Annotated in this window: 11 protein-coding genes; 7 read left to right on the top strand and 4 right to left on the bottom strand. The window is 41.4% G+C overall.

Going from position 1 to position 21,979, the window contains the following annotated elements:
- The first annotated feature begins 32 nt into the window (after positions 1-32).
- The 3 genes from ABFX33_RS08840 (at position 33) to ABFX33_RS08830 (ending at position 7,577) form a co-directional block, all read left to right on the top strand.
- Positions 33-3,410, top strand: a complete 3,378-nt coding sequence (locus tag ABFX33_RS08840; RefSeq protein ID WP_346085580.1) for a SusC/RagA family TonB-linked outer membrane protein — start codon at positions 33-35, stop codon at positions 3,408-3,410.
- A 12-nt stretch (positions 3,411-3,422) separates the two neighbouring features.
- Positions 3,423-4,856 (top strand): RagB/SusD family nutrient uptake outer membrane protein, encoded by a 1,434-nt coding sequence (locus ABFX33_RS08835; RefSeq protein WP_346085579.1) that lies wholly within the window; start codon positions 3,423-3,425, stop codon positions 4,854-4,856.
- Between the two features lie 330 nt (positions 4,857-5,186).
- The gene (locus ABFX33_RS08830; protein WP_346085577.1) at positions 5,187-7,577 is read left to right on the top strand and encodes a PDZ domain-containing protein; all 2,391 of its coding nucleotides are present in this window, start codon (positions 5,187-5,189) and stop codon (positions 7,575-7,577) included.
- 220 nt (positions 7,578-7,797) lie between these two features.
- Here the strand turns inward: ABFX33_RS08830 and ABFX33_RS08825 are convergent, their stop codons facing one another.
- Complete coding sequence (locus tag ABFX33_RS08825) at positions 7,798-8,430, bottom strand: MgtC/SapB family protein (RefSeq protein WP_120259343.1); 633 nt, start codon at positions 8,428-8,430, stop codon at positions 7,798-7,800.
- A 272-nt stretch (positions 8,431-8,702) separates the two neighbouring features.
- Between ABFX33_RS08825 and ABFX33_RS08820 the strand changes: the two genes are divergently transcribed.
- Positions 8,703-10,757 carry a CBM96 family carbohydrate-binding protein gene (locus tag ABFX33_RS08820; RefSeq protein WP_346085575.1) on the top strand — a complete coding sequence of 685 codons (2,055 nt, stop codon included), beginning with the start codon at positions 8,703-8,705 and terminating at the stop codon, positions 10,755-10,757.
- Positions 10,758-10,908: 151 nt separating this feature from the next.
- Here ABFX33_RS08820 and ABFX33_RS08815 read toward each other — a convergent pair whose 3' ends face one another.
- Complete coding sequence (locus ABFX33_RS08815) at positions 10,909-12,051, bottom strand: peptide-N-glycosidase F-related protein (RefSeq protein WP_346085574.1); 1,143 nt, start codon at positions 12,049-12,051, stop codon at positions 10,909-10,911.
- Between the two features lie 649 nt (positions 12,052-12,700).
- On the opposite strand from ABFX33_RS08815, the gene ABFX33_RS08810 reads away from it, so the two are divergent.
- Positions 12,701-14,308 carry a TlpA family protein disulfide reductase gene (locus ABFX33_RS08810; RefSeq protein WP_346085573.1) on the top strand — a complete coding sequence of 536 codons (1,608 nt, stop codon included), beginning with the start codon at positions 12,701-12,703 and terminating at the stop codon, positions 14,306-14,308.
- Between the two features lie 132 nt (positions 14,309-14,440).
- Here the strand turns inward: ABFX33_RS08810 and ABFX33_RS08805 are convergent, their stop codons facing one another.
- Together ABFX33_RS08805 and ABFX33_RS08800 are read right to left on the bottom strand one after the other, a co-directional pair.
- Entirely contained in the window at positions 14,441-15,640 is a 1,200-nt protein-coding gene (locus ABFX33_RS08805) for a hypothetical protein (RefSeq protein WP_257093568.1), read from the bottom strand.
- Positions 15,641-15,663: 23 nt separating this feature from the next.
- A complete protein-coding gene (locus ABFX33_RS08800) occupies positions 15,664-18,072 on the bottom strand; it encodes a TonB-dependent receptor (RefSeq protein ID WP_346085571.1) in 2,409 nt (802 codons plus the stop codon).
- A gap of 396 nt (positions 18,073-18,468) precedes the next feature.
- Here ABFX33_RS08800 and ABFX33_RS08795 point away from each other — a divergent pair, with 396 nt between their 5' ends.
- The gene (locus ABFX33_RS08795) at positions 18,469-20,238 is read left to right on the top strand and encodes an erythromycin esterase family protein (protein ID WP_346085569.1); all 1,770 of its coding nucleotides are present in this window, start codon (positions 18,469-18,471) and stop codon (positions 20,236-20,238) included.
- Positions 20,239-20,313: 75 nt separating this feature from the next.
- Positions 20,314-21,501, top strand: coding sequence for a hypothetical protein (locus ABFX33_RS08790; protein WP_346085568.1), 1,188 nt, complete (start codon positions 20,314-20,316; stop codon positions 21,499-21,501).
- The last annotated feature ends 478 nt before the right edge of the window (positions 21,502-21,979 follow it).

Raw genomic sequence — 21,979 nt, 5'->3', positions numbered from 1 at the left:
TGAATTAAATAACCAATCAAACACACAAAGATATGTTTTTTAAACCATATACTGGACGGGCTATGTATCGTCCAGCGATCCGATTATTACTCTATATGAAATTAACGGTTATGCTATGTATTGCTGCTGTCCTACAGACCTTCGCAAGTGTCAAAGCACAGAAGATTACCGTAAACGCGCAGCATGAAACTTTAAAAAAAGTGATGAAATCCATTCAGAAGCAACAGGGGTATCGCTTCTTCTTTCGCGGGGCACAGATTGCCAATATTCCGATTACTGCGCGTATTGAGGAGGCTAGTTTACAACAAGCTATGGATATGATTGTCGGGGGAAAGAATTTGCAGTGGACGCTCGTCGATAAGATGATTGTGATCCGCGAAGCAGAAAAGACGGTTCCAGTCTATACCTATGTACAGCATGAAATCACAGGAGTCGTACAGGACAACAACGGTAAGCCGATTGCGGGGGTTACTGTGCAGATTAAAGGAACAAGCAATCGTACCCAGACGGATGCTAGTGGCCGATTTAAACTGAGTGGAGCGGCGCAGGCTATCTTGCAAATCTCTTCTGTGGGTTACATGACGCAGGAGCTGTCGACAAACGGTAAGAATACAATACAAGTTGTACTGCAAAATTCCAATATGGACATCGGTGAAGTTGTCGTCATAGGTTACGGGTCTGTCAAAAAGTCTGATTTGACAGGATCCGTATCGAGCATAGGATCCAGTCAAATTACACAGGTCAATACCGTTTCCAATGTGGCGCAGGCACTACAGGGGCAAGCAGCTGGTGTTCGGGTCAATCAGGCCTCAGGACAACCCGGTGAAGCAATGAAAATTCAGATCCGAGGTATCAATTCACTTTCCGCCAGCAATGATCCCTTATACGTAGTCGATGGTATGCCCTTGGATGGTCTATCAGCACAGTTGAACCCAGAGGATATCGAAAATATTTCTGTACTGAAAGATGCCTCTTCAACCGCGATCTATGGTTCCCGAGGAGCCAATGGGGTTATTATGATTACCACAAAAAAGGGGAAAAGTGGCAAGACACAAATTGGATATAGCAACTATTTCGGTGTACAAAATTTGCGGAAACGTATTGATGTGCTCAATGCACAGGATTTTGCCAATCTGCAAAACGAAGTAACCCAAAATAATAATATCACCAAAAATGAAAACAAACCTTTGCCATGGACTGACGAACAGATCCGCAACCTAGGTAAAGGGACCGATTGGCAAGATTTGGTGTATCGTTCGGCAATGGTGCAAAATCATGACCTTAACCTTAGTGGAGGTAATGATGCGACAAAGTATTACACCTCTTTTGGTTATCTTAATCAAGATGGAACTATCCGCAATTCTGGATTTCAACGTTTATCTTTTCGAGGTAATATTGAACATCGGTTTTGGGATCGGGTGACCTTTGCGACATCGATGTCTCTACAAAATTCGAAGTACAACCGTGCACAATATGAAAGTGCCGATGGTGGAGGAGGGATTCCTTGGTCCAGTATGGTGCTACCTCCGACAATGCAGGTTTATGACCAAAATGGAAATTATACCAAGTTTACGGGGGTATCCTGGGGTGAGACAAACCCTGTGGGATTATCCGAGAATTGGAATAATACTTCCAACAATCTTCGCATTATTGGAAATGCGAGTTTGGCTGTGGATATTATGGCTGGTTTAAAATTGAAGAGCAGTATTGGAATAGATCAGGGAACAACCAAAAATGATCTTTACTATCCGGGCACGATTAGTTTGGGACAACGGACAGATGCAAATGGAAAACCAATTTTTGGCGTCGCATCCAAAAGTTATAATAGTTCTGTCACAATTATTAATGAAAATGTCCTGGAGTACGAAAAAGATTTCGGGCAGCATCACATCAATGCTGTCGCTGGATTTACCTATCAGAAGAGCAAAGGCGATAATCTCAATAGTGGTAGCGGTATTGGTTTTGTCAGTGATTTGTATGAAAATAATGCTATTGGTTCGGCTATTACGAAAGGCTTGCCTTCTACATCTTATGGAGACAATAAACTAATATCCTATCTTGGACGAATCAATTATGGTTTCGCAGATCGTTATTTTTTGACATTGACAGGCCGATACGATGGCTCCTCACGTTTTGGCCTTAATCAAAAGTTCGCCTTTTTCCCTTCTGCAGCCTTGGCTTGGAATGTTCATAAGGAAGAATTCTTAAAAGACCAGGAGCTGATTTCTCAATTTAAAATCCGCGGATCTTATGGGAAATCCGGGAATCAGGGTATAGGTAATTACCAGACACTGGCCAATGTGAGTGCAAGGGATGTCGTATTTGATAGTAAGATCGGAACAGGCTTTTTCCTGTCTTCAATGGCTAACCCAAACCTCAAATGGGAATCAACCAAGCAGACAGACTTGGGCTTGGAGTTGGGATTCTTGGACAACAGGATTCAGGTTGTAGCAGATTATTATAACAAACGCACAGAAGACCTATTGCTCAATGTGACCTTGCCTGGATCAAGTGGCTTCAGCTCCGTATTGCAAAATATAGGTGTTGTTCAAAATCGCGGATTTGAATTTCAGGTTTCTGCCCGACCAAATATAGGGGAGGGATTTACTTGGAATACTTCACTCAATCTATCCGCCAATCGGACAAAAGTATTAGACATGGGACGTGATGCATATGGAAACTCGATTACGTATAAGGAAATCGGAGCTGGTGGCAACTGGTTTCCAACCATTGTAGGCCAATCCATGATGCAATTGTATGGTTTTACTGTGGAAGGTACCTACAAGACCGATCAGGAGGCGAAAGATAATGGAGAGCCAGATAAGCGCGCAGGAGATTATCGTTTTAAAAATTGGGACGGTCAGGGCCTTGTTTCGGCAAGTGAGGATCGAACGGTAATTAGTCATTTGGAACCCAAATTTACTTTTGGTTTTAACAATCGCTTTACCTACAAAAATATTGATTTTTCCTTTTTGATCGTCGGAAGTTATGGTAATGATATTGTCAATGAATTCCGTAAGTACAATATTTCCCTCAATGGCAATTGGAATCCTACGTATGAGGCCTACAATAACCGTTGGACGGGTGCAGGAGAGGCGCAGTTTGATCGCCCAAGTGAAAAAAGTGGCAGTGCAATCCGAGACTATGCCAACTCGCTGTGGGTGGAAAATGGATCTTATTTGCGCTTGCGTGATGTGACCATAGGCTATACCTTTCCCAAGAGCCTGTTGCAATCCTGGCGTTTGTCCAACCTCCGGGTGTATCTCAGTGCACAGAATTATTTGACTATTACCAAGTATAGTGGTTATGATCCGGAAGTATCTTGGGCTTCCGCGTCTGTCAATGGTTGGGACCGCGGTAACTATCCCGCTTTTAAGTCCATTACCGCAGGTTTAAGAGTTAATTTTTAAATACGAACAATTATGAAATCAAGATATATCCTTTGTGCCCTTTTGACCGCCTGTCTGTTACAGAGCTGTGAAAAATCCTTGCAAGAGACGCCAAAGACGGTGATTTCACCGGATGAATTTTTTAAGAATCCGAGCAGCTATGAATCAGCAGTAACAGGTATCTACGCTGATTTTCCACTGTATGTAGTGTATACGCATGAGATGATTACCGATCTCTATGCAACGCCTTCTGCATCAGCCGAACAAGCCCTGCCAATTTATAATAATCAACCTACACCTGACTATTACAACGCAGGTGGTGCATGGAATACACCCTATGCAGTGATTAAGAACGCTAATTTTATTTTGCAATATCTTCCCAATGCGCCATTGGATGATAGTAAAAAGGCACAATTAATTGCCGAGGCCAGCTTCTTGCGGGGGTATGCTTTCTTTAATCTTGTACAATTGTTTGGTGATGTGCCGTTACCATTGAAGATTCCTCAAGATTACAACAGTCTAAGATTGCCCAGAACTGGACAGGCTCAGGTTTACGAACAGGTGTTAAAAGATCTACTATACGCTGAGCAGAATCTTCCTGACAAAGCCGCACAGCAGGGACGGGTGGATAAAAACGTGGCTACTGCACTTCTGGCACGTGTATACCTGACTATGGCCGGCAATCCGCTCAAGCAGACTCAATATTATAAAGATGCGCTGCAAAAGTCTACAGCGGTGATCAACTCCGGAAAATACAAACTTATGGATGATTATGCGCAGGTATTTCACAATACGAAGTATACCAGCGAATCCATTTGGGAGAAGTTATATGAACCAGGTCGTGGTTCCAATTTCTTGAACGGCTCATCCAATACTTCTCCTGGTTATAATCCGACCCTGGTTCCATCAAACAATTTTATGGCGAGTTTTTCAAAAGGTGATCGCCGTTTTTCCTGGGGGATCATCAGCAACTACATCAAGCCTGATAAAAAGGTTCTGGATCGCCCATTTTTTCAGAAATTTGTGGATACCGTCTCTATCAATCGAGGAGATTTACCCTCACAGGCAAGTATTCCATATACTGTTCCCATTATCCGATTGGCAGAGATGTATCTGATTGCCGCTGAAGCCGAAAATGCAATCAATGGTCCTGCAAATGCCTATAGCTATATTAATGCTATTCGTAAAAGAGCACGTATGGATAAAAATGATCCTACACAGGTACCTGATTTGAGTGGATTATCCAAGGAACAATTCCAACAGGCAGTTTGGAGAGAGTTTGATTGGGAATTGCATGAGGAGGGACAGTCTTGGACGATTATGAAGCGGACCAATACATTTGACCGTATTCAGAAACAACGTGGTGCCTCGCTGAACGTTCCAGTCGGACCATACAACCAGACTTGGCTTATTCCGACGACCGAAGTGACCAACAATAATATACCACAGAATCCCTTATATAAATAACAATATTTGACTAGGGGCAGAAAAAGTGCCAATTAATTGGACAACTAGAAAGAGTATGAAACAACAAGCTGTCTCAAAAGAAAAGCGAGCCCCTGAAAAATGAATAGTTAAAAAGAGATCAAGGGAGATTAGAGCAAATTAAATAAAAAGGGCCGCAGTTTTATGGGCGGCCCCTGAAAAATAAAACAACTAAAATAAACGGATTTGTAGGGACAAATTCGTTTATTAGTCGTCGTGTAGAATAAGAGGTTAATATAGTAAGAGGTTGAAATTGAATTACAATAAGAAGCTAAAATTGACCAAACGATAACCAAATGAAATATTGAAATTATGAAGATAAAACCAAGTCTAGTGCCCAAATTATTGTTTATTGGTCTGAGCTGTGCACCTGTGTTTACAATACAAGCGCAACAGTCTGGTGCGATTAAGCGAGTTTACGTCAGTACAAAGGGCAATGACCAAAATCCGGGAACGGTAGCGCGGCCGTTTGCTACCGCCGAGGCAGCCTTGCGTGCCGTTGAAAAATCCAAACAGGGAAAGGCGACAACTGGAATTGAAATTATTTTTACTGGTGGCACTTACTATCTAGACAAACCAATTCAAATATCTGCAGCGCGGTCCGGTACAAAAAAACTGCCATTTCGGATCAAAGCCGCAGACGGAAAGCAAGTTATCCTCAGTGGAGCTAAACTGCTTGATCTGAAATGGGAACAGGGAGATAAGGGGATCTGGAAAGCCAAAGTTCCAGCAGGAACGAGTTTCCAAAGTCTTTATGCGAACGATGCACATCTCGTCAGGGCGCGGTATCCAAATTATGACGCATCCGTATTACCCTTTCAGGGCTACGCTGCTGACGCACTGAGTCCTGAACGTATTGCCACCTGGAAAAATCCGACAGGAGGTATTGTACATGCTTTACATTCAGGTCGCTGGGGTGGATTCCATTACCGTATTACCGGAAAAGATGGAGCATCAAAGGTAACATTGGAAGGCGGAGAGCAAAATAACCGGCCAAGCCCAATGCATGAAACCTACCGCTATGTCGAGAATATAGTTGAAGAACTTGACAGTGCACAAGAATGGTATTTGGATGAGGGGACAGCGACGCTGTATTACATGCCATCTAAAGGTAAAGACCCCAATCAATTGAAATTTGTAGCACCACAGCTGGAAAATTTGATTACAATTGCTGGATCTGCCAACAATCCAGTGCACGATATCGAAGTCAGCGGTATCCGCTTTATGCATACTGCACCTACGTTTATGAAAACAGCCGAACCTTTGTTGCGTAGCGACTGGACCATCTATCGTCAAGGAGCAGTGAAGATCGAAGGTGCTGAAAACTGTATCCTTCGTGCCAATGATTTTATCGAATTGGGGGGAAATGCGATCTTCGTTAACAATTACAACCGTGGAGTTAAAGTTAGTGGTAATCGTATCGAACAGATCGGTGCCGGTGCCATCAACTTTGTAGGTGATCCCGAGGCTGTACGTTCACCTGCGTTTCGCTATGAAAAATTTGTTCCACTCGATCAGATGGACACCCTTAAAGGTCCTAAAAGTAATAATTACCCCATGGATTGTGAAGCCAGTGACAATTTGATCCACAGCATCGGTCTGATCGAAAAACAAGTGGCAGGTGTACAAGTGTCTATGGCAGAGTCTTTGCGTATTTTGCACAATACAATTTACAATGTACCCCGCGCAGGGATCAATGTAGGTGACGGTACCTGGGGCGGTCATGAGATCGCTTATAATGATGTTTTTAGCACCGTGCTGGAAACCAGCGACCATGGCGCGTTTAATTCCTGGGGACGTGATCGTTTTTGGCATCCCGATAGAAACAAGATGGATCAGCTGACAGCAGCTCACCCAGACTTGATCTTACTGGATGCGGTCAAAACAACAAAAATTCACGACAACCGTTTTCGCTGTGATCACGGATGGGACATTGATCTGGATGATGGATCCTCCAACTATGAAATATACAATAACTTGTGTTTAAGTGGCGGGTTGAAATTGAGGGAGGGCTTTTACCGCAAAGTATATAACAATGTGATGCTCAACAATGGTTTTCATCCCCATGTCTGGTTCCAAAATAGTCATGATGTCTTTCGCTATAATATTGTGATGCATGCTCATCAAGATATTCAGGTGAAGTATTGGGGGGATGAGGTGGATTACAATATTTACGCACGACAAGAAGATCTTCAAAAAGATCAGGCCAAAGGCATAGAAAAACATGGGCGTGTTGTCGCAATGAATTTTGTCGCGCCTGCTCTAGGCGATTTTCGGTTGAAGAACTGGAAAGACCAAGGTTTCAAAAATTTTGATATGTTGCATTTTGGTGTGACCAGCAAAAGATTGAAAAGCCTCGCTGCCAGCCCTGAGATACCGGAGCTGATTCAAAAAGACACAAAAGAGCAGGGCGTGAAGTGGGCTTGGAAAGGCGGACAATTTAAGACTGTTGAAACATTGGGCGAACAATCAGCGGCAGGTCTGCCATCGATCGCTGGTGTATTGGTCCTTCAATTGGATGAAAAGAGTACACTCTATAAAAGCGGTTTGCGGACAGGCGATGTGGTGCTAAACTATCAAGGTGAGAAGACAGATAAATTAACAGATCTTCAGCAAGCGATTAAAAAACATGTCCACGCCGATCAACCAAAAGTTAATGTCTTTAGAAATCAGCAACAGCAGGAATTGAATTTGCAACTTTAGTAAGTCATCTACTGTATGATTAATAGCCTGGTACAATAATAAAATGAGGTTGTCTAAAGTGTGAAGTGACAACCTCATTTTTATTTCATATTCGTCTTCCGAAAATAGTATTGTTGAAGAAAATTATTGCTTGGCTAAGAAATTATAGATAGGAAAGAATAACCTTAGTACCTCAATTCTAAAATCAATAGCCTCGCCAAAGTCAGCAGTGGTAAAAGACTTAGAATTTAAACTCGTCAATTGTCGGATCATTGAACAGCAGCTTTGCACAATTTTCATGATTCTGGGTCGTGCCCTGTACGTACCATATGACGGTATATTTCCCACCACGTCGGATCTGTTTACCCCGTTTTGCTTTTAGGGAATGTTGCCTAAAGATCCCTTCATATTTGGTCAGAACAGCCTCATCATATGGAAGTGTAATTTCATAGGTATAGCGCATACTGATCCGGTCGATAATGTTCTGAATGTATTTAAAGACAATAAGCATTAGGAACACGGCAATGGAGCCAATTGTTGCTTCTTTGTAGTAACCCGCACCAATGGTCATGCCCAGTGATGCACAGATCCAGATCGTGACCGCTGTGGTAAGACCCGATACACGGTTTTCCTCTTTAAAGATGACACCTGCGCCTACAAAACCTATTCCCGTAATGATATTGGCAGCGATACGGTCGGGACTTCCCGGTCCACCCAGACTCAAGGAGAGCATCGTAAACATACAGGATCCCAAGGTAACCAATATCATGGTCCGCAACCCCGCTGATTTCAGCTGGTACTCCCGTTCAAGCCCAATAATGCCACCCACAATAATGGAAAATAGGATGGGATGGATGTCGTCAATAAAATTCATATGCTCGCTTTTACCTACCGTAAAAGTAGCGTGTTTCGGCTTTATTTACAAAGCGCTTTTGTCTGTCCGCTAAAATTATTTTCACTTATCGACCGAAAATAAAGTATTGGCGGCAATAGGGGCCTCAATCATGGGATGAATGACAGTAAAGCTGCGGGTTCAGTAAAGAAAATATATAATTTTTGAAAATAGTTCAGGACAATTTTTGATTTTATATGTTATGTACTAAGTGTTAATGAATAACCTTTACGATAAAAGTTTAAACCAAAATTATGAAACAAATTATTATCCTGATTTCAATTGCCCTGCTGGGCTTGTTGAGCTGCAAGGAATCCGACAAACTCGTTGCAAATGATGTACTTAAAGCAAAGGCGCTCGCCAATGGCACGGCATCGGGCACAACCTACTATGTCGACCCATCCGGCAGCGATGACAGTGTCGGCACAAGTGCCGGATCCGCATGGAAGACCCTCGCGAAAATTAATGCTTCGGTGTTCAGTCCGGGGGACAGGATCCTTTTCAAGAGTGGCGGCGTATGGAATGACACCCTGCATATCAAAAATTCTGGAGCCAGCGGTGCTGCGATTGTGCTTGACAAATATGATGGTGAGGTGCGACCGGTCATCCACGGTGGTGGGAAAAGAAATGGTTCCAATACCCTATTTTTAAATAAGGTATCTTATATTGAAGTGAATAACCTGGAACTGACCAATACCGTGCCCAGTGGAAACAGTTATGCAGCCACAGGAATCCGGGTCAATGGTGGTACCGATATTGCTATCAAGAATTGTTATATCCACGATGTCAATGCCGCATTTGATGGCAAACCAAATTTTGTGAAAGCGACTGGCGGTATTATTATTGATGGCACGGTGAGTAATGTTTTAGTACAAAGCTGCCATATAGCCAACTCTTCTGTCACGGGCATACGCACCACCGGCACAGCGACAAATGTACTTTTTGACGATAATCTGCTGGAATATATCTACGGCGATGGCATTATTATGGCCGGGGCGACAGGTGGCTGTAAGATTACCCATAATACAGTCTATAAAGCCTGTATGAATACAACCAATTATAACTATGCGGGTATCTGGACAGTAAAGAGCAAAAACACAGTCGTTGCGTATAATGAGGTATATGGACTGACCGGTGGTGGGGCCAATGACGGTATGGCCTTTGATGCCGATGGCTACGATGCCAATTCCCCGACCAATGGAGACATTTTTGAATATAATTATTCACATGACAACAACGGCGGCTTTATGCTGTTTATGTACAATTCGCAGAATATTACTGTACGCTATAATGTCAGTGTCAATGATATCGGGACTACTGGTAAGAAAAAACTATTTCTTTTCAACGGTAGCACAAACCGCAATCACCAGATTTATAACAATGTATTCTACATTAAGAATCCAGGAGGTACCATCTTCCATAGTGCGCCATACGGAACCTATTCCAATAATATTTTTTATGTGGCACCTTCGGCCACGGGTTTGGTTTTGGCCCGCAATGATGCTGGCACCTCTATTCCCTTAACAACCCAGACAAGGTTTAGTAACAATAACCTTTACCCCGGCAATGTCTTTACGGCATTCAACTGGGGAACTGCACCATTGAGCAATAATTTTTATACAGATCCTGCTTTCTTAAATCCGGCTGCCGGAACGGGTTTTGATGTTGCGAAGGGCTATGATGTTGATCCCAATTCCCCAGTGCGCAATGCGGGGATATTGATTGAGGGCAATGGCGGAAAAGATTTTGTCGGCAATGTTTTACCAGCGGGCAATCCAGATGTCGGTGCTTTTCAACACACAGTAATTTCACAGGCCGGCAGTAGTCTTGCCGATGCCTATGTGCGCAATGGTACCTATGCTGGTACCAATTATGGTACATTGCCGGATCTGATCGTAAAATCTGATGCGGTATCTTATGCGCGCAAATCGTATGTCAAATTTGATATCGCCGCAGTTACGCGGCCAAAAGTAAGTTCGGCGGTTTTAAAAATGTATGTCAGTGGCGTCAATACAGCACCGCAGCGTACAATTAATATCTATACGACAAGCACCAGCTCCTGGCTGGAAAATACCATTAACTGGAATAATGCACCGATGGACACCGTATCGGCTGGGAAGATCGTTATTTCGGGTGTGGGTCTTCAAAGCATTGATGTTACCAATGCCATCAATAGACAGCTGACAGGTACAGATCGTAAAGTATCGTTTCTATTTCTGAACACCGGAGCTGCTTCGTCAACCAATGATATGGCATTTAGTAGCAAGGAAGCTGTGGCAAACAGACCGGTACTGGAACTTCAATATTGATCTATTTTGAAGAAATTTAATTTTCTTCGGGACAATTCGACCATAAAGTTGAATCTCGAATAAACAGGTCAATCAGTATTGAAAGCAATAGTAAAATGGAGTGTAATTTTCTTTACACTCCATTTTTAGTATCTACAGTTTTATCGAACGATTAAGGTCTATTGCTCACGACAGGTGACCCACTTATCGGAGAATTACTTTCGATGACCATATAGGTAGAGAGGGCATAATAAGCACCACCAGTGTCAACACCGTTATCCCGCCATTTTTCGGTTAGATTATTTGGATTCCACTGATCTTCCTGGAGTACATAATTGAAGTTGAAAGAGCCACCAGCTTTTGGTGATGCCAATACATTTGTGCGCACAGGTACTTCTAGACCAGGACACCAGCCCGCTCTGTCAGGTGTCCAGTTCCCAGCTTGGTTTTTGACAACTTTGGGATTCACAGCACATCCAAGCCCATTCATATCATGTACAAAAGTTGGGCTGTCATCGATACTGATTCCATGTTTGCGGAACGCCCATTCAGCGAATCTTCGGCCACCTGGAGCGGCAGGATAGGCTTGGCCCCATCCCGAAATAATGCTTCTGAATGAAGTACGCTCAACATTTGAAGGCATGCCACTGATGTTAAAGCCCGTTTGTTTTCCGTTGTAGTTATTTGCTGTCACTGTACCTTTGCCAAAGTTAATTCCAGTCCAGGACCAGTCGTTGTATTGCATGATCGGAACGACAGCACTATATTTATAGGTTGGCGTTCCCCGCTGAAACTCGAAATCTATAGAGACTTCCCATGTACCGCTCCATACTTCCGCTCGTGTTTCTAAGGTAACATCTCCGATAAGTAGTGACCGAAAATCTGTTACATCGATGACCCAGCCACCAGGGATACTTGTATTATCTTTCCCGTAAGGCGTAATCCATCGTCCCAATTCATAGCCGTAGGTCTTGTTGTCGTCACCATTGCTTTTCATCAATCGGACATTCGCATAGACATCCCAGGGAGGGCAGCCCCCCGACGGACAGGTCAAGTAAACATGCATGAGAATTTTTTTGACATCGGTACTCGAGCTTGGAAATTTAAATTTCTTTGCCACTACAGTAGCATTTGCTACAGGCTCTTTTGAGAATGTTTTAACGGTTGTATCAGTCGCATTTACGATCGCTTTTTTTGCCAATTTTTCTCCTGCGAGATCCGTAGGTGCAAGTTCTCCAGTCGGTTTCTGACAGCCGGAAATACTCCAAAAAATTGCCATAACCATTGGAATGATAATAAAGAATTTTGTTTTCATGCTAATTAAGTTTATAAGTTCTATATATAGACAATCGAAATTGAAAATTGTCTTAAAAAAGACGAAATAAAATTTCTGTTCTTCAGATAGATCCGAAAACTTTAATTGTTTCGCTTTTGATGCTATCGAGCTGCTGCTACAGTCTTTAAAAGATCGATCTGATTAGGTGAGGGCAGATGCCTAGTTTCATGTTGGTCAGTGTATCAGTCAGTCTTCAAAAGACCAGATGATTTGTCTAGGTTAAATTACTATTGTTCTTGACCTTAGTTGTAAAAAGGAAAATCAGGCTACCGAATAGCGGTACAAGGACGATCATTAAAAAAGATGGAAGCAGAAAAGGCCGGTACCGTTCGCGGTGTTTGAAAAGCATATATAGCGAATAGATTTTTAGCATAAATTCCAGAACAGCGAGCAACTGCCACAGCACAATATCGGCTACAAATAAAAACGTAAATGCCCTCATAAATAAAAAATTAAGTCTATATGCTATATGACGGCTGAGCGAGCTAATTGTCCCAAAGAAAATGAAAAAGTAGTTCTTAGGAGAGAGGAATCGGGTTATCCGTCACATTTTAAGGGTTGTATCCTTGAAACTTTCGGTTTGTTTGATGTAAAATGCTTAACTTAAAGGGATTAAAAGCCATTAGTTATGAAATATCCACTCATAGTCTTTTTTATTTTTTTGAATTTTTCGTTTGCAGTGGCGCAAACATCTTCGAAAAACACTGCAACCATTGATCCCGATCGTTGGATGAAGCAGGAACTCGCTAAGGCGAAGATCAAAACAGTACTAAAAAACTATGATAAAAATTTTTTTAGACCAGATACTGTGCGTATCGTTGGTTATATTGAAGGCTATAGTTCCAAGCTTGGCTTTACAAGTGGTATTATCTACAGTGGTAACCAATTGACGAGAGAGGAGTATCCAGTGACCGCCCGTATTTATCCCGATGGCCGTTTTGAATCCAGTTACCTAGCCACGAATCCGGAAATGTCCTATCTGTCCTTTAATGATGAGATCTATAAATACTATATTGAACCCGGTCAAACCTTAGTCCTAATTTTTAAGGCTTCTACAGATAAAAAACTGGAATTGTTACAGTATGGTGGGCCACTTGCATTGGACAACCAACAGCTAAAAGATTTTAAATGGGACAACCGTCAAAGTGAATTTTATCAGCATCTTGATAAGATCTTGACAGAAAAACCAATACAAAAAACCAAAGAAAGGCTTGTCTCCATCTGGGACTCTGTTCAACAGGATGTAAACAGACGCCTGACAACATCAAAATATAGAGCTAAAATAAAGCATTTGATCCAAAGCGATGTGGCAATCAATTATGCCGTACAGCTTTTTGATGCCGAGATGTATAGTAGGTACTTTGCACAGCAGGACACGGCCAATCCCAACCTCAAGGGAAAACTTCCGGCGGATTATTTCGATTTTATAAAACGCTTGGATCTAAATGATCCTTCACTTTTTGTTACTAGGCAATTTTCGACATTTATCAATCGTTTTGAGTACTCTCCGCTGTTTCGTCTAGATGGATTTAATAAAGTAATAATGAATCAGCGAAAAGGGGATATGTATCAGGCATTGGATTCATCTAATCGACAGGCCAATGCAGCGATAGCCGGAACATTGGTTACTGAAGTCGCAAAACTACGGACCTTGAAAAACAGATTGTCAGTTGCTGGGGATACCGCTCAGATGACGACGATTTCTAACAGTCTATTGGCGGTTCTGACCAATAGTGAACTAAAAAGGGAAGTGCTGGCTTTAAAGACCAGAATAAAGAAAACCAGGGATGGTTATGCGTTGCCGCAGACTGCATCTGCTACCGTATTTAAAAAGCTGACGGATAAGTACCGTGGTAAAGTTGTTCTTGTAGACTTTTGGGCGGAATCCTGTGGCCCCTGTCGTGCGAGTATTGAAGCGATGAAAGAAAAGCGGTTAAAACTCAAAGATAATCCCAATCTTGTATTTGTTTTTGTGACCGATAGTAGTGGTACTCCGGATATGAATTTCTACAAGGATTATGTCGTCAAAAATCATATGTTCGAAAGCTATATTGTTTCGCCTGACGAATACTTGGCACTGCGGGAGCTATTTAAATTCAATGGAATACCGCGGTATATCCTGATGGATCCTGATGGCAAGATCCGGAATGACGATTTCCCAATGCATAACTGGCATTCTGAGCTGACTAATAACTATCCCCAACTATTTACGAATACGTTTATGCCGGGAAGTTAGTGGTCGGTTATTTTCTGTTAAGGAAGCAGTGAAAACGAGAAGAAGAAAATACGGCTAAAGGCCTAAATTTAAATTACATAAAAGTCCGCTCCCTACAAGGAGCGGATTTTTACATCGACTTTGTGATTTATCTTATTTTAATTTATTGATGTGATAAACCTGGGTTACACCCGGATCAATCTCAGCACCTTTTTTTACACTGTTATTCTTGATATTATACTCGTAAATAAACCATTTTGATGCCGGAGTTTTTACGGCAGTATACAGGTTACCATTTTCGATTAGGTTGATTGTTGTCGTCGGATCTCCGCCTGTCATTTCAGCTAGGTTGGCAACGATTCTTTTATTAGCAACATCGATCACATAAGGTCTGATGTATGCTTTTCCATCACCCAACCAAGCAAGGTCACCACCTTTTACTGCGTAGTCTTTTAGGTCAAATAGATAGTTTTTATCAAACTGATTCTGACCATTATTGACACGCATCAATGCGTAGGTACCATCCGTTTTACCACGGGTCAATATATAAAGATTATTGTTATCATCCAGGAACGAATAGTTCTCTCTTTGCCAGTGACCCGCTACATAACTCGCTCTTTCGTCGCTCATCACATGACCATTTTGCATGCTTGGGTAATCACAGATATAGACGTAAGCTTTCTTGTCTACTGGTTTGTAATCGTAGTTATAGTAGAAGAAACCAAAATACGCTTTTCCACCGCCAATGCGCATACTGGTGACGTTGAGTATCGTCGGATCAACACTGCCATCGGGTTTGTAAACGGTATAGTCTAACGTTGGAATCTGCGCTTTTAAGGTTTTTGAGATCGTCATATCCTTAGTATTCATAAAGTAGATGTCCTTTTCAAATACTTTTTTCTCCAGGTTCGCGTCACTCGCTCCTGTTCCCGTAAAAACAATTTCGTCTGTGCTGCTAAACTGGGCTGCAACTTTCCCCAGATAGAAATCGGTTGGGAAAGCATAATTATCGACTTCTTTGAATTGTCCGTTGTCTGTCAGTTGGTGTTTACTAAAACGGGTTCCGTCATTGGATAAGTAATAGTAGCCATTGAAAATATAGGCATAACCTGCATATCGGGCTTGCGGCAGGTTGCCCGTGATGTCAACCCCTTTGTTATTCGCAGGCGACAATAAGGTATCCTTCATGATTTTATCGGTCGTCAACAGGTACGATCCATTGGCGGTAGCCACCCAGACAGAATACGTAGATGGTATGGTTTCTGTAACTTCAGGGATGCTCGGGCTATCTTTGCAGGAAGATAATAACAGTCCTGCTAATGCACAATAGCCAAATAGTCTATTTGTTTTCATGATTATTGATGGTGTTTGATGAATTATAGTAATGATATTCTAAATTTTACGTAAAATGCTCTTCCGGGCTTTTGGAGACGAAAGTTGTCATAGGCGCGTTCATCGAAGATGTTGCGGGCCTCACCGGAGATATTGTATCTGTTGCGGTTCCAGGAATAGCTCACCAGCAAGGAGTGAACAAGCTGTGTGGGGATGTAATTTTTTGAAGCCAGCGAACCAAGATGGCTATCGCTCAGATAAAACCATTTGGTATACTGCGTTGTCCAGTTAAATTGTGTGCGGCTGCCTTTGCTGAACCAGTCATTTTGAGCAAAACCAAGATCTAGATTGCCGTATGTCCACGGTCGGTTGGGTATTTGATAACCATAGGACAAGCTAACCTCCTGACTGGTTTCGTTGGTATATTTTTGGTTGTCGATGGCTTTATCATAACTTCCATTTAGCGCGGCGGTGATGATATCTTTATAGCCATAGCGAAATTCGAAACTTCCACCATATATTTTTACGCCCGGAATATTATAGTACTGAAATTTGTCGCGTTCATCGTTTGTGACGATACGTACATTTTGATAATCTTTTGCCAGACGGTAGAATCCCGAAACGTCAAGATTTATAAAATGGTTTTCATTAAAAAATGTATTATAATAGAAACCCGTGTTGAGGTTGTCGCTACGCTCAGGTTTGAGATCCCAATTGGCAAGATAGTTTTGATCATCACCATAAATGGCAATCATTTCGGGCATATTATAAGCCCGCTCGGCAGAGAATTTAACTCCGCCATCTTTGAAAATCCGGTAACGGGAAGCAAAGCTATAGCCTTTGTAGCCTAGATATTTTGATTGTGTGATAATAGCACCACTCAAGATTTCATTATTATCTCCGAATTTGCGCTGATCAACCTGCTGATCGGTATCTATGCCGTAGTATTTGATCGCAATATTGGTGACCAAACGCTTGTCAAACCATTGACTCTGCCAGGCCAGCCCTGCAATATGCTTAACCATGTTTTTGGGCAAACCTGAGGTATTATTGTTTGCTATTTTATCAAAGGTTTTGCGGTAATTGCTGCTGATATTATAGTTGAGGTTCAAACTATGGTTGCGGCTTTCGTCGAAGTCATAGTTCAGATTTATCCTTCCGAGTACACTATTGGTGTTTTGTTTGTTGTAGACCTTCTTTCGCCTGTTCTGACCATTGGGGTTGCTGATCGGACTACCGGTCCATTCATAGTTATATTGTGCTGTATCCCTGTTGCGGGTGATATCAAAGCCATAGTTTGCGTAGATGTCCGCATATAGCCGGTCAATAATGAAATTTTGCTTTTTATAGCTCAGGGTAGGCATGATATAGGCCGATTCTCGCCAGCTGCCACCATAAGGCTTGTTGATCGTGGCGCCGAGCTGATTTTGTTTATTATTTCCGGAATAGGTCAGACCAACGAAAAACTGATCGGCCCAGCTTTTATCGCGGAGGCCAATCTCAACTTGGGCCATAGACGAATAATAGCGGTCATTGAAGCGCCTCACCACATCAATGGGGACGAATTTATTGTTTACTACTTTTTCAAAGACAATACCGTATTTTTCCTCGGTATACATTTTGTAGTCATTGTCCGAATAGTTGTAAAAAGCATTTGTCCGGACAGATAGTTTATTTTTAGGATTGGTATACATCCCGACCAAAGATGTCTGGTGGGTATTGAAGGAACCATAGCTATAGCTAAGATCCAAGAAATGTCTATTCCGTTGTTTGGTAATGATGTTGACAGCTCCGCCGAGGGCATCCGATCCTAAAAATGCAGGAACAACCCCTTTATAGATTTCTATTCGGTCGACCAAATTAACCGGGATATTATTTAAAGACATGGCAGATCCGAAATCATCCATCGGGACACCGTCGATATAGATCTTGGCGGCAAGACCATTGATACGGAAGACAAAATTGGAACCCAGTCCACCGTCTTCCCGAAAGGTCACACCGGGAGCTGTACGGAGAATCTGGCTCACATTGGCGGTCTGGTTGGCATATCGGTTCATGTCAACAACACTCACATTGAATCCTGATCTTTTTATTTCGTTGACTTTTTTTTGGTTTTCCGTTTGCCCTTTTACATTGACAATTTCCAGCATGTGGTCATCCTTTTTGAGCTGAAAGTCTTTGTACGTTTCATTACTTTTCAGTGAGACGTTTTGCGTGATATAACCGACAGAGGTTACCTCAATTTTAAGGTTCTGTTTGGAATCTATTTTTAATTTATAAAACCCATCGATATCAGTTGATGTGCTGAGGTTGGTGCCGACAACGGTAACGGTGGCGCTTTCGATTGCTTTTCCGAAGGCATCTTTCACATACCCTGAAAAGGACGTTTGAGCTTGTGCTATGGAGGTAAGGAAGAATACCGAGATGAAAAAAATGTAGGTTGACTTGAACATGCTATTAACGTTATGTATGTTTTTTATAGTGACATATGATTAGATCGTTTAATTATACTCTTGCCAATCAGCTTTATATGGAGTATAAGTTTTTCAAAGCGGGACAAATATAAGTTTATTTAGATTAAATACAAATAATAGTTTTTACATTTTTTAACAATATCATGTTAAGGGGACTAATTGTAAGCTGAGTTATTGCCAGGCAGTGAAAGGAAAAACAGAGGGATTTAGGAAGGAATGACTGATGTTGGAAAGGCAAAGGATTTTTTTGCTTCAATTTTTTTTCTCGTATAGTTTTTTTTCATTCTATGGATAGTTTTTTTTGTATATTTAATTTAAAGAAAATAATTATATTGAAATAATGCTTTTTACAATTTATCAATTATAACCAGCCCTATGAACGGAATTTCAAAAATTCTAATTGTCTTTACATCATTATGCTTGTCTAGCATTGTTGGCTTTGCACAGAAAAGCCAGAACTTGAGCTTTGAACTCAAAAACTATAGCACGTCATTGCCCAAATATTGGTTTGTCGGCGGGAAAGGTTTCAGCTATTTGTTGGACAGCATAGAAAAGCACGCTGGAAAATATAGTCTAAAAATGGAAAAGACCGGTGACCTGAATGGAGATTTTGGGGTTTATACGGGCACACTTCCCATCGAAACTTATGCAGGTAAAAGCGTGGAATATCGAGGTTGGGTAAAAACGAAAGGTGTCAAGAACGGCTATGCCGGACTATGGCTTAGGGTTGATGGCGATAATGGTGCTACATTGGGATTCGATAATATGGAAGACCGGGGACTGAAAGGGGATAACAATTGGACACAGGTTTCCATCAAGATGGATGTTAACAAGGACGCAAAAAACATAAATTTCGGTGGATTATTTCCAGGAGAAGGAACTGTATGGTTCGACGACCTCGAATTGTATATTGACGGTGAGAAATTTGTTGACATTGTAGAGGCTGCTCCCAAAACTTCGCTCTCGCCAAGTGAGCTAGCTGCGCTTAAAAAATATAGCTATCCATTACGAACATACGAGCCCGATAGTGGCGATACAAAAGATCTTAAACCGCTAGGTAAATTAATTGGTAGCAGTAAAGTAGTTGCTTTGGGTGAAGTGACCCATGGTTCGAGCGAGATCTTCAAGATGAAGAACCGTATCATCCAATATTTAGCAGTAAATAAGGGGTTCGATATGTTTTCCATGGAGGCGAATATGCCCGAATCATACAAGCTGAATGATTATACAGTCAGGGGAGAGGGCGACCCGAAAAAGCTGATTGCAGGTATGTATTTTTGGACTTGGCAGACCGACGAAGTATTGAACATGGTCGAATGGATGCGCAGGTTTAACCAGCCAAAACAACGCATAACATTCACAGGTTTCGATATGCAATTTTACGCAGGAGCTGTAAATGAAATTCTAAATGCATTCAAAGAAAATAAGGAAATAAAAGATAAAATAGACAGTCTGAAAAACCAGCTGGACGTTGTAAGAAGTAATGCACAAAAAAACAGCGGTATGATCGTCGTCGATGCTAGCGCGAAGAAGGAAATCAATGGCATGATCTCATTCTTAAAGAACAGCGTCGAAATATCTTCATTTAAAACTGCCGAAAAAGCATGGTTACAGCAGAATATCGTTATTATTGAGCAATATCTGGCTATGAATAACTATTCGTGGCGCGACGAGTGTATGGCAGACAACTTTATGTGGATAAAAGAGCAAAATCCGCAATCAAAATTTGTCATTTGGGCGCATAACGCACACATCATGGAAACAAACCAAATGCAAGGAGATCACCTTGCACAGAAACTCAAGGATGATTATGTAACTTTTGGATTTTCTTTTTATGATGGAAGTTATACTGCCGTTGGCAAAAAAGGCCTTACGAGTTATGACGCTGTAAAAGCTTACCCCGGAACCTTGGAATATTTGCTTGAGCAAGTACAGGAACCGATGTTTATTCTTGATCTAAAAAAAGCCAAATCTGATAAGCATAAAGATATCGAATGGTTATTGGGCAAATTAGAATATAGAAGAACTGGCGCAGGAGGAGGTAATCCAATAGAGTTCTCAGAAGGCAAGATTTCTGAAGATTTTGACTATCTGATTTTCATAAAAACATCATCACCTTCCACCCTTTTGCCTGCGAATAGATGAAGTGTTTTAAGAACGGAGAAAAATGAAAATACCTCGGGATAGTCCCAGGTAATCGACTTATAAAGAAAAGAATGTATGAAATATCTTGTATTCCGAAATATTGTTTTTGTCTTTTCACTTACAGTATTATGTCTGTCCTGCAAAAAAGATAAAGTAACCCAGCCCGAACCGGTGCCTGAGGAAACTAAAAAAAATGGTGTTAGTAAAGCTTGGCGGGTAGACTCCCTACAACAGGCTTTAGAAAAAAAGGGAGTTGTCGTTCTGTCCCTAAAGATAGATGCAGATAGTACGCAGGTATCATTTGATATCTCCAGAATTTTGAAGGGGGCTGAGGAATATGGTGTATATCAGCCAGGTATTACCAATGATATGGGCACCTATCCAGATCATTATATTGGCAAATACCTTGACGGAAGATCCTTTTTGGAAGATGGAAAATTTATTACACCAGGTTGGACCAATGGAAAGTCAATAACACAAGATGTACAGATTGTGGGTGGAAATGGAACCGTGCTACAACGAGGAACCTTGCCCGAATTAAGAAATTCAAATGTGAAAGTCTGGCAATCGCAAGTGACGAATGCGCTGGGAGAGGCAAGGATCAATGAAAATAGGGGCACTACTGTTGTCAAGATCGGCAAGTTTGCGAAATATAAAGACATCAAGGATCAATTCCTCTTCAATCATTCCGATATCGGAGCGGCTTTTGAACCCGGCTATCCCAAATTTGACTATAAGACAGATGATGAACCAATTGAAAGCCGAAATGGTGTCTTCGTCTTCTTTAGACAAGATTATTATACGATGTCTATTGATTCAAGCAAGATAAATTGGAATGTATACAAAGATGTTTTCCACGATTCAATTTATGTAAAAACAGATCCAGTCATGATGAATTCGATTACTTATGGAAGATATGGAATATTGGCTATTGATAGTTGGGCCACAACAGAACTGATGGAACTTTTACAAAAAGCGATGTCCGATTTTACACAGTTGACAGATGCCGAAAAGAAAGTTCTGAGTCGAGTAGATGCGGCACGTTGTTTCTTCTTCGGATTACCCGAAGACTGGCGTTATAAGGCCTTTGTCCACAAATCTCCATTGGAAAAGATTCAATTATTTGCTGAAATCGTTAAGGATAATCGCTATAGATTTCGGCCCTGGGGTGATGCACCAACCTTTTATCGTTTATCTACAGTTCGGGGTAATAGCCCATATAATAGTAGAATAAAGAATGAAATATTGACCTTCGATTTGTAAGTCAAAGAAATCGAAGAGCTAAATTAACTTGATTCCGTTTTTACAATAGCATAGCTTCCGGTAGAGAGCGGATTTTTTATGTATTAGCTCTTTTTCTTGTATAGGCGCCGGCGAAAATAGCTGAATTGCCGACAACATAAGGTCCGTGTGATCTCCTGTTGTCAATTTTTGCTTTTTTCTTAGGCCTTTTGCTGGGTATAGTCGTCCTATAGATAGAATAGAGGTTATAAATACATCTTTAAAAATTGCTGATATGTTTAATAAAATTGTTAACTTCTGTTATCCACTATTCCATTTCAATTTTTTTATTGCGGGATATGATAATATAATAAATAGAGTGCGGTATTTTCCAGTGTCTTTTCTATCTTTGATAGGAAGCCGCCTTGGAGACGAAAATGCCATTCGAATTCATTGGATAAGTATATATTTTTTCGTAATAGGACAAACCAAACAGACGATTTGAATGTCATAGAAATAA

The organism is Sphingobacterium ginsenosidimutans (assembly GCF_039536865.1).
Classification (GTDB): domain Bacteria; phylum Bacteroidota; class Bacteroidia; order Sphingobacteriales; family Sphingobacteriaceae; genus Sphingobacterium; species Sphingobacterium detergens.
Note: the sequence above shows the minus strand (reverse complement) of the source record. Positions and strands in the feature narration are given on the sequence as shown.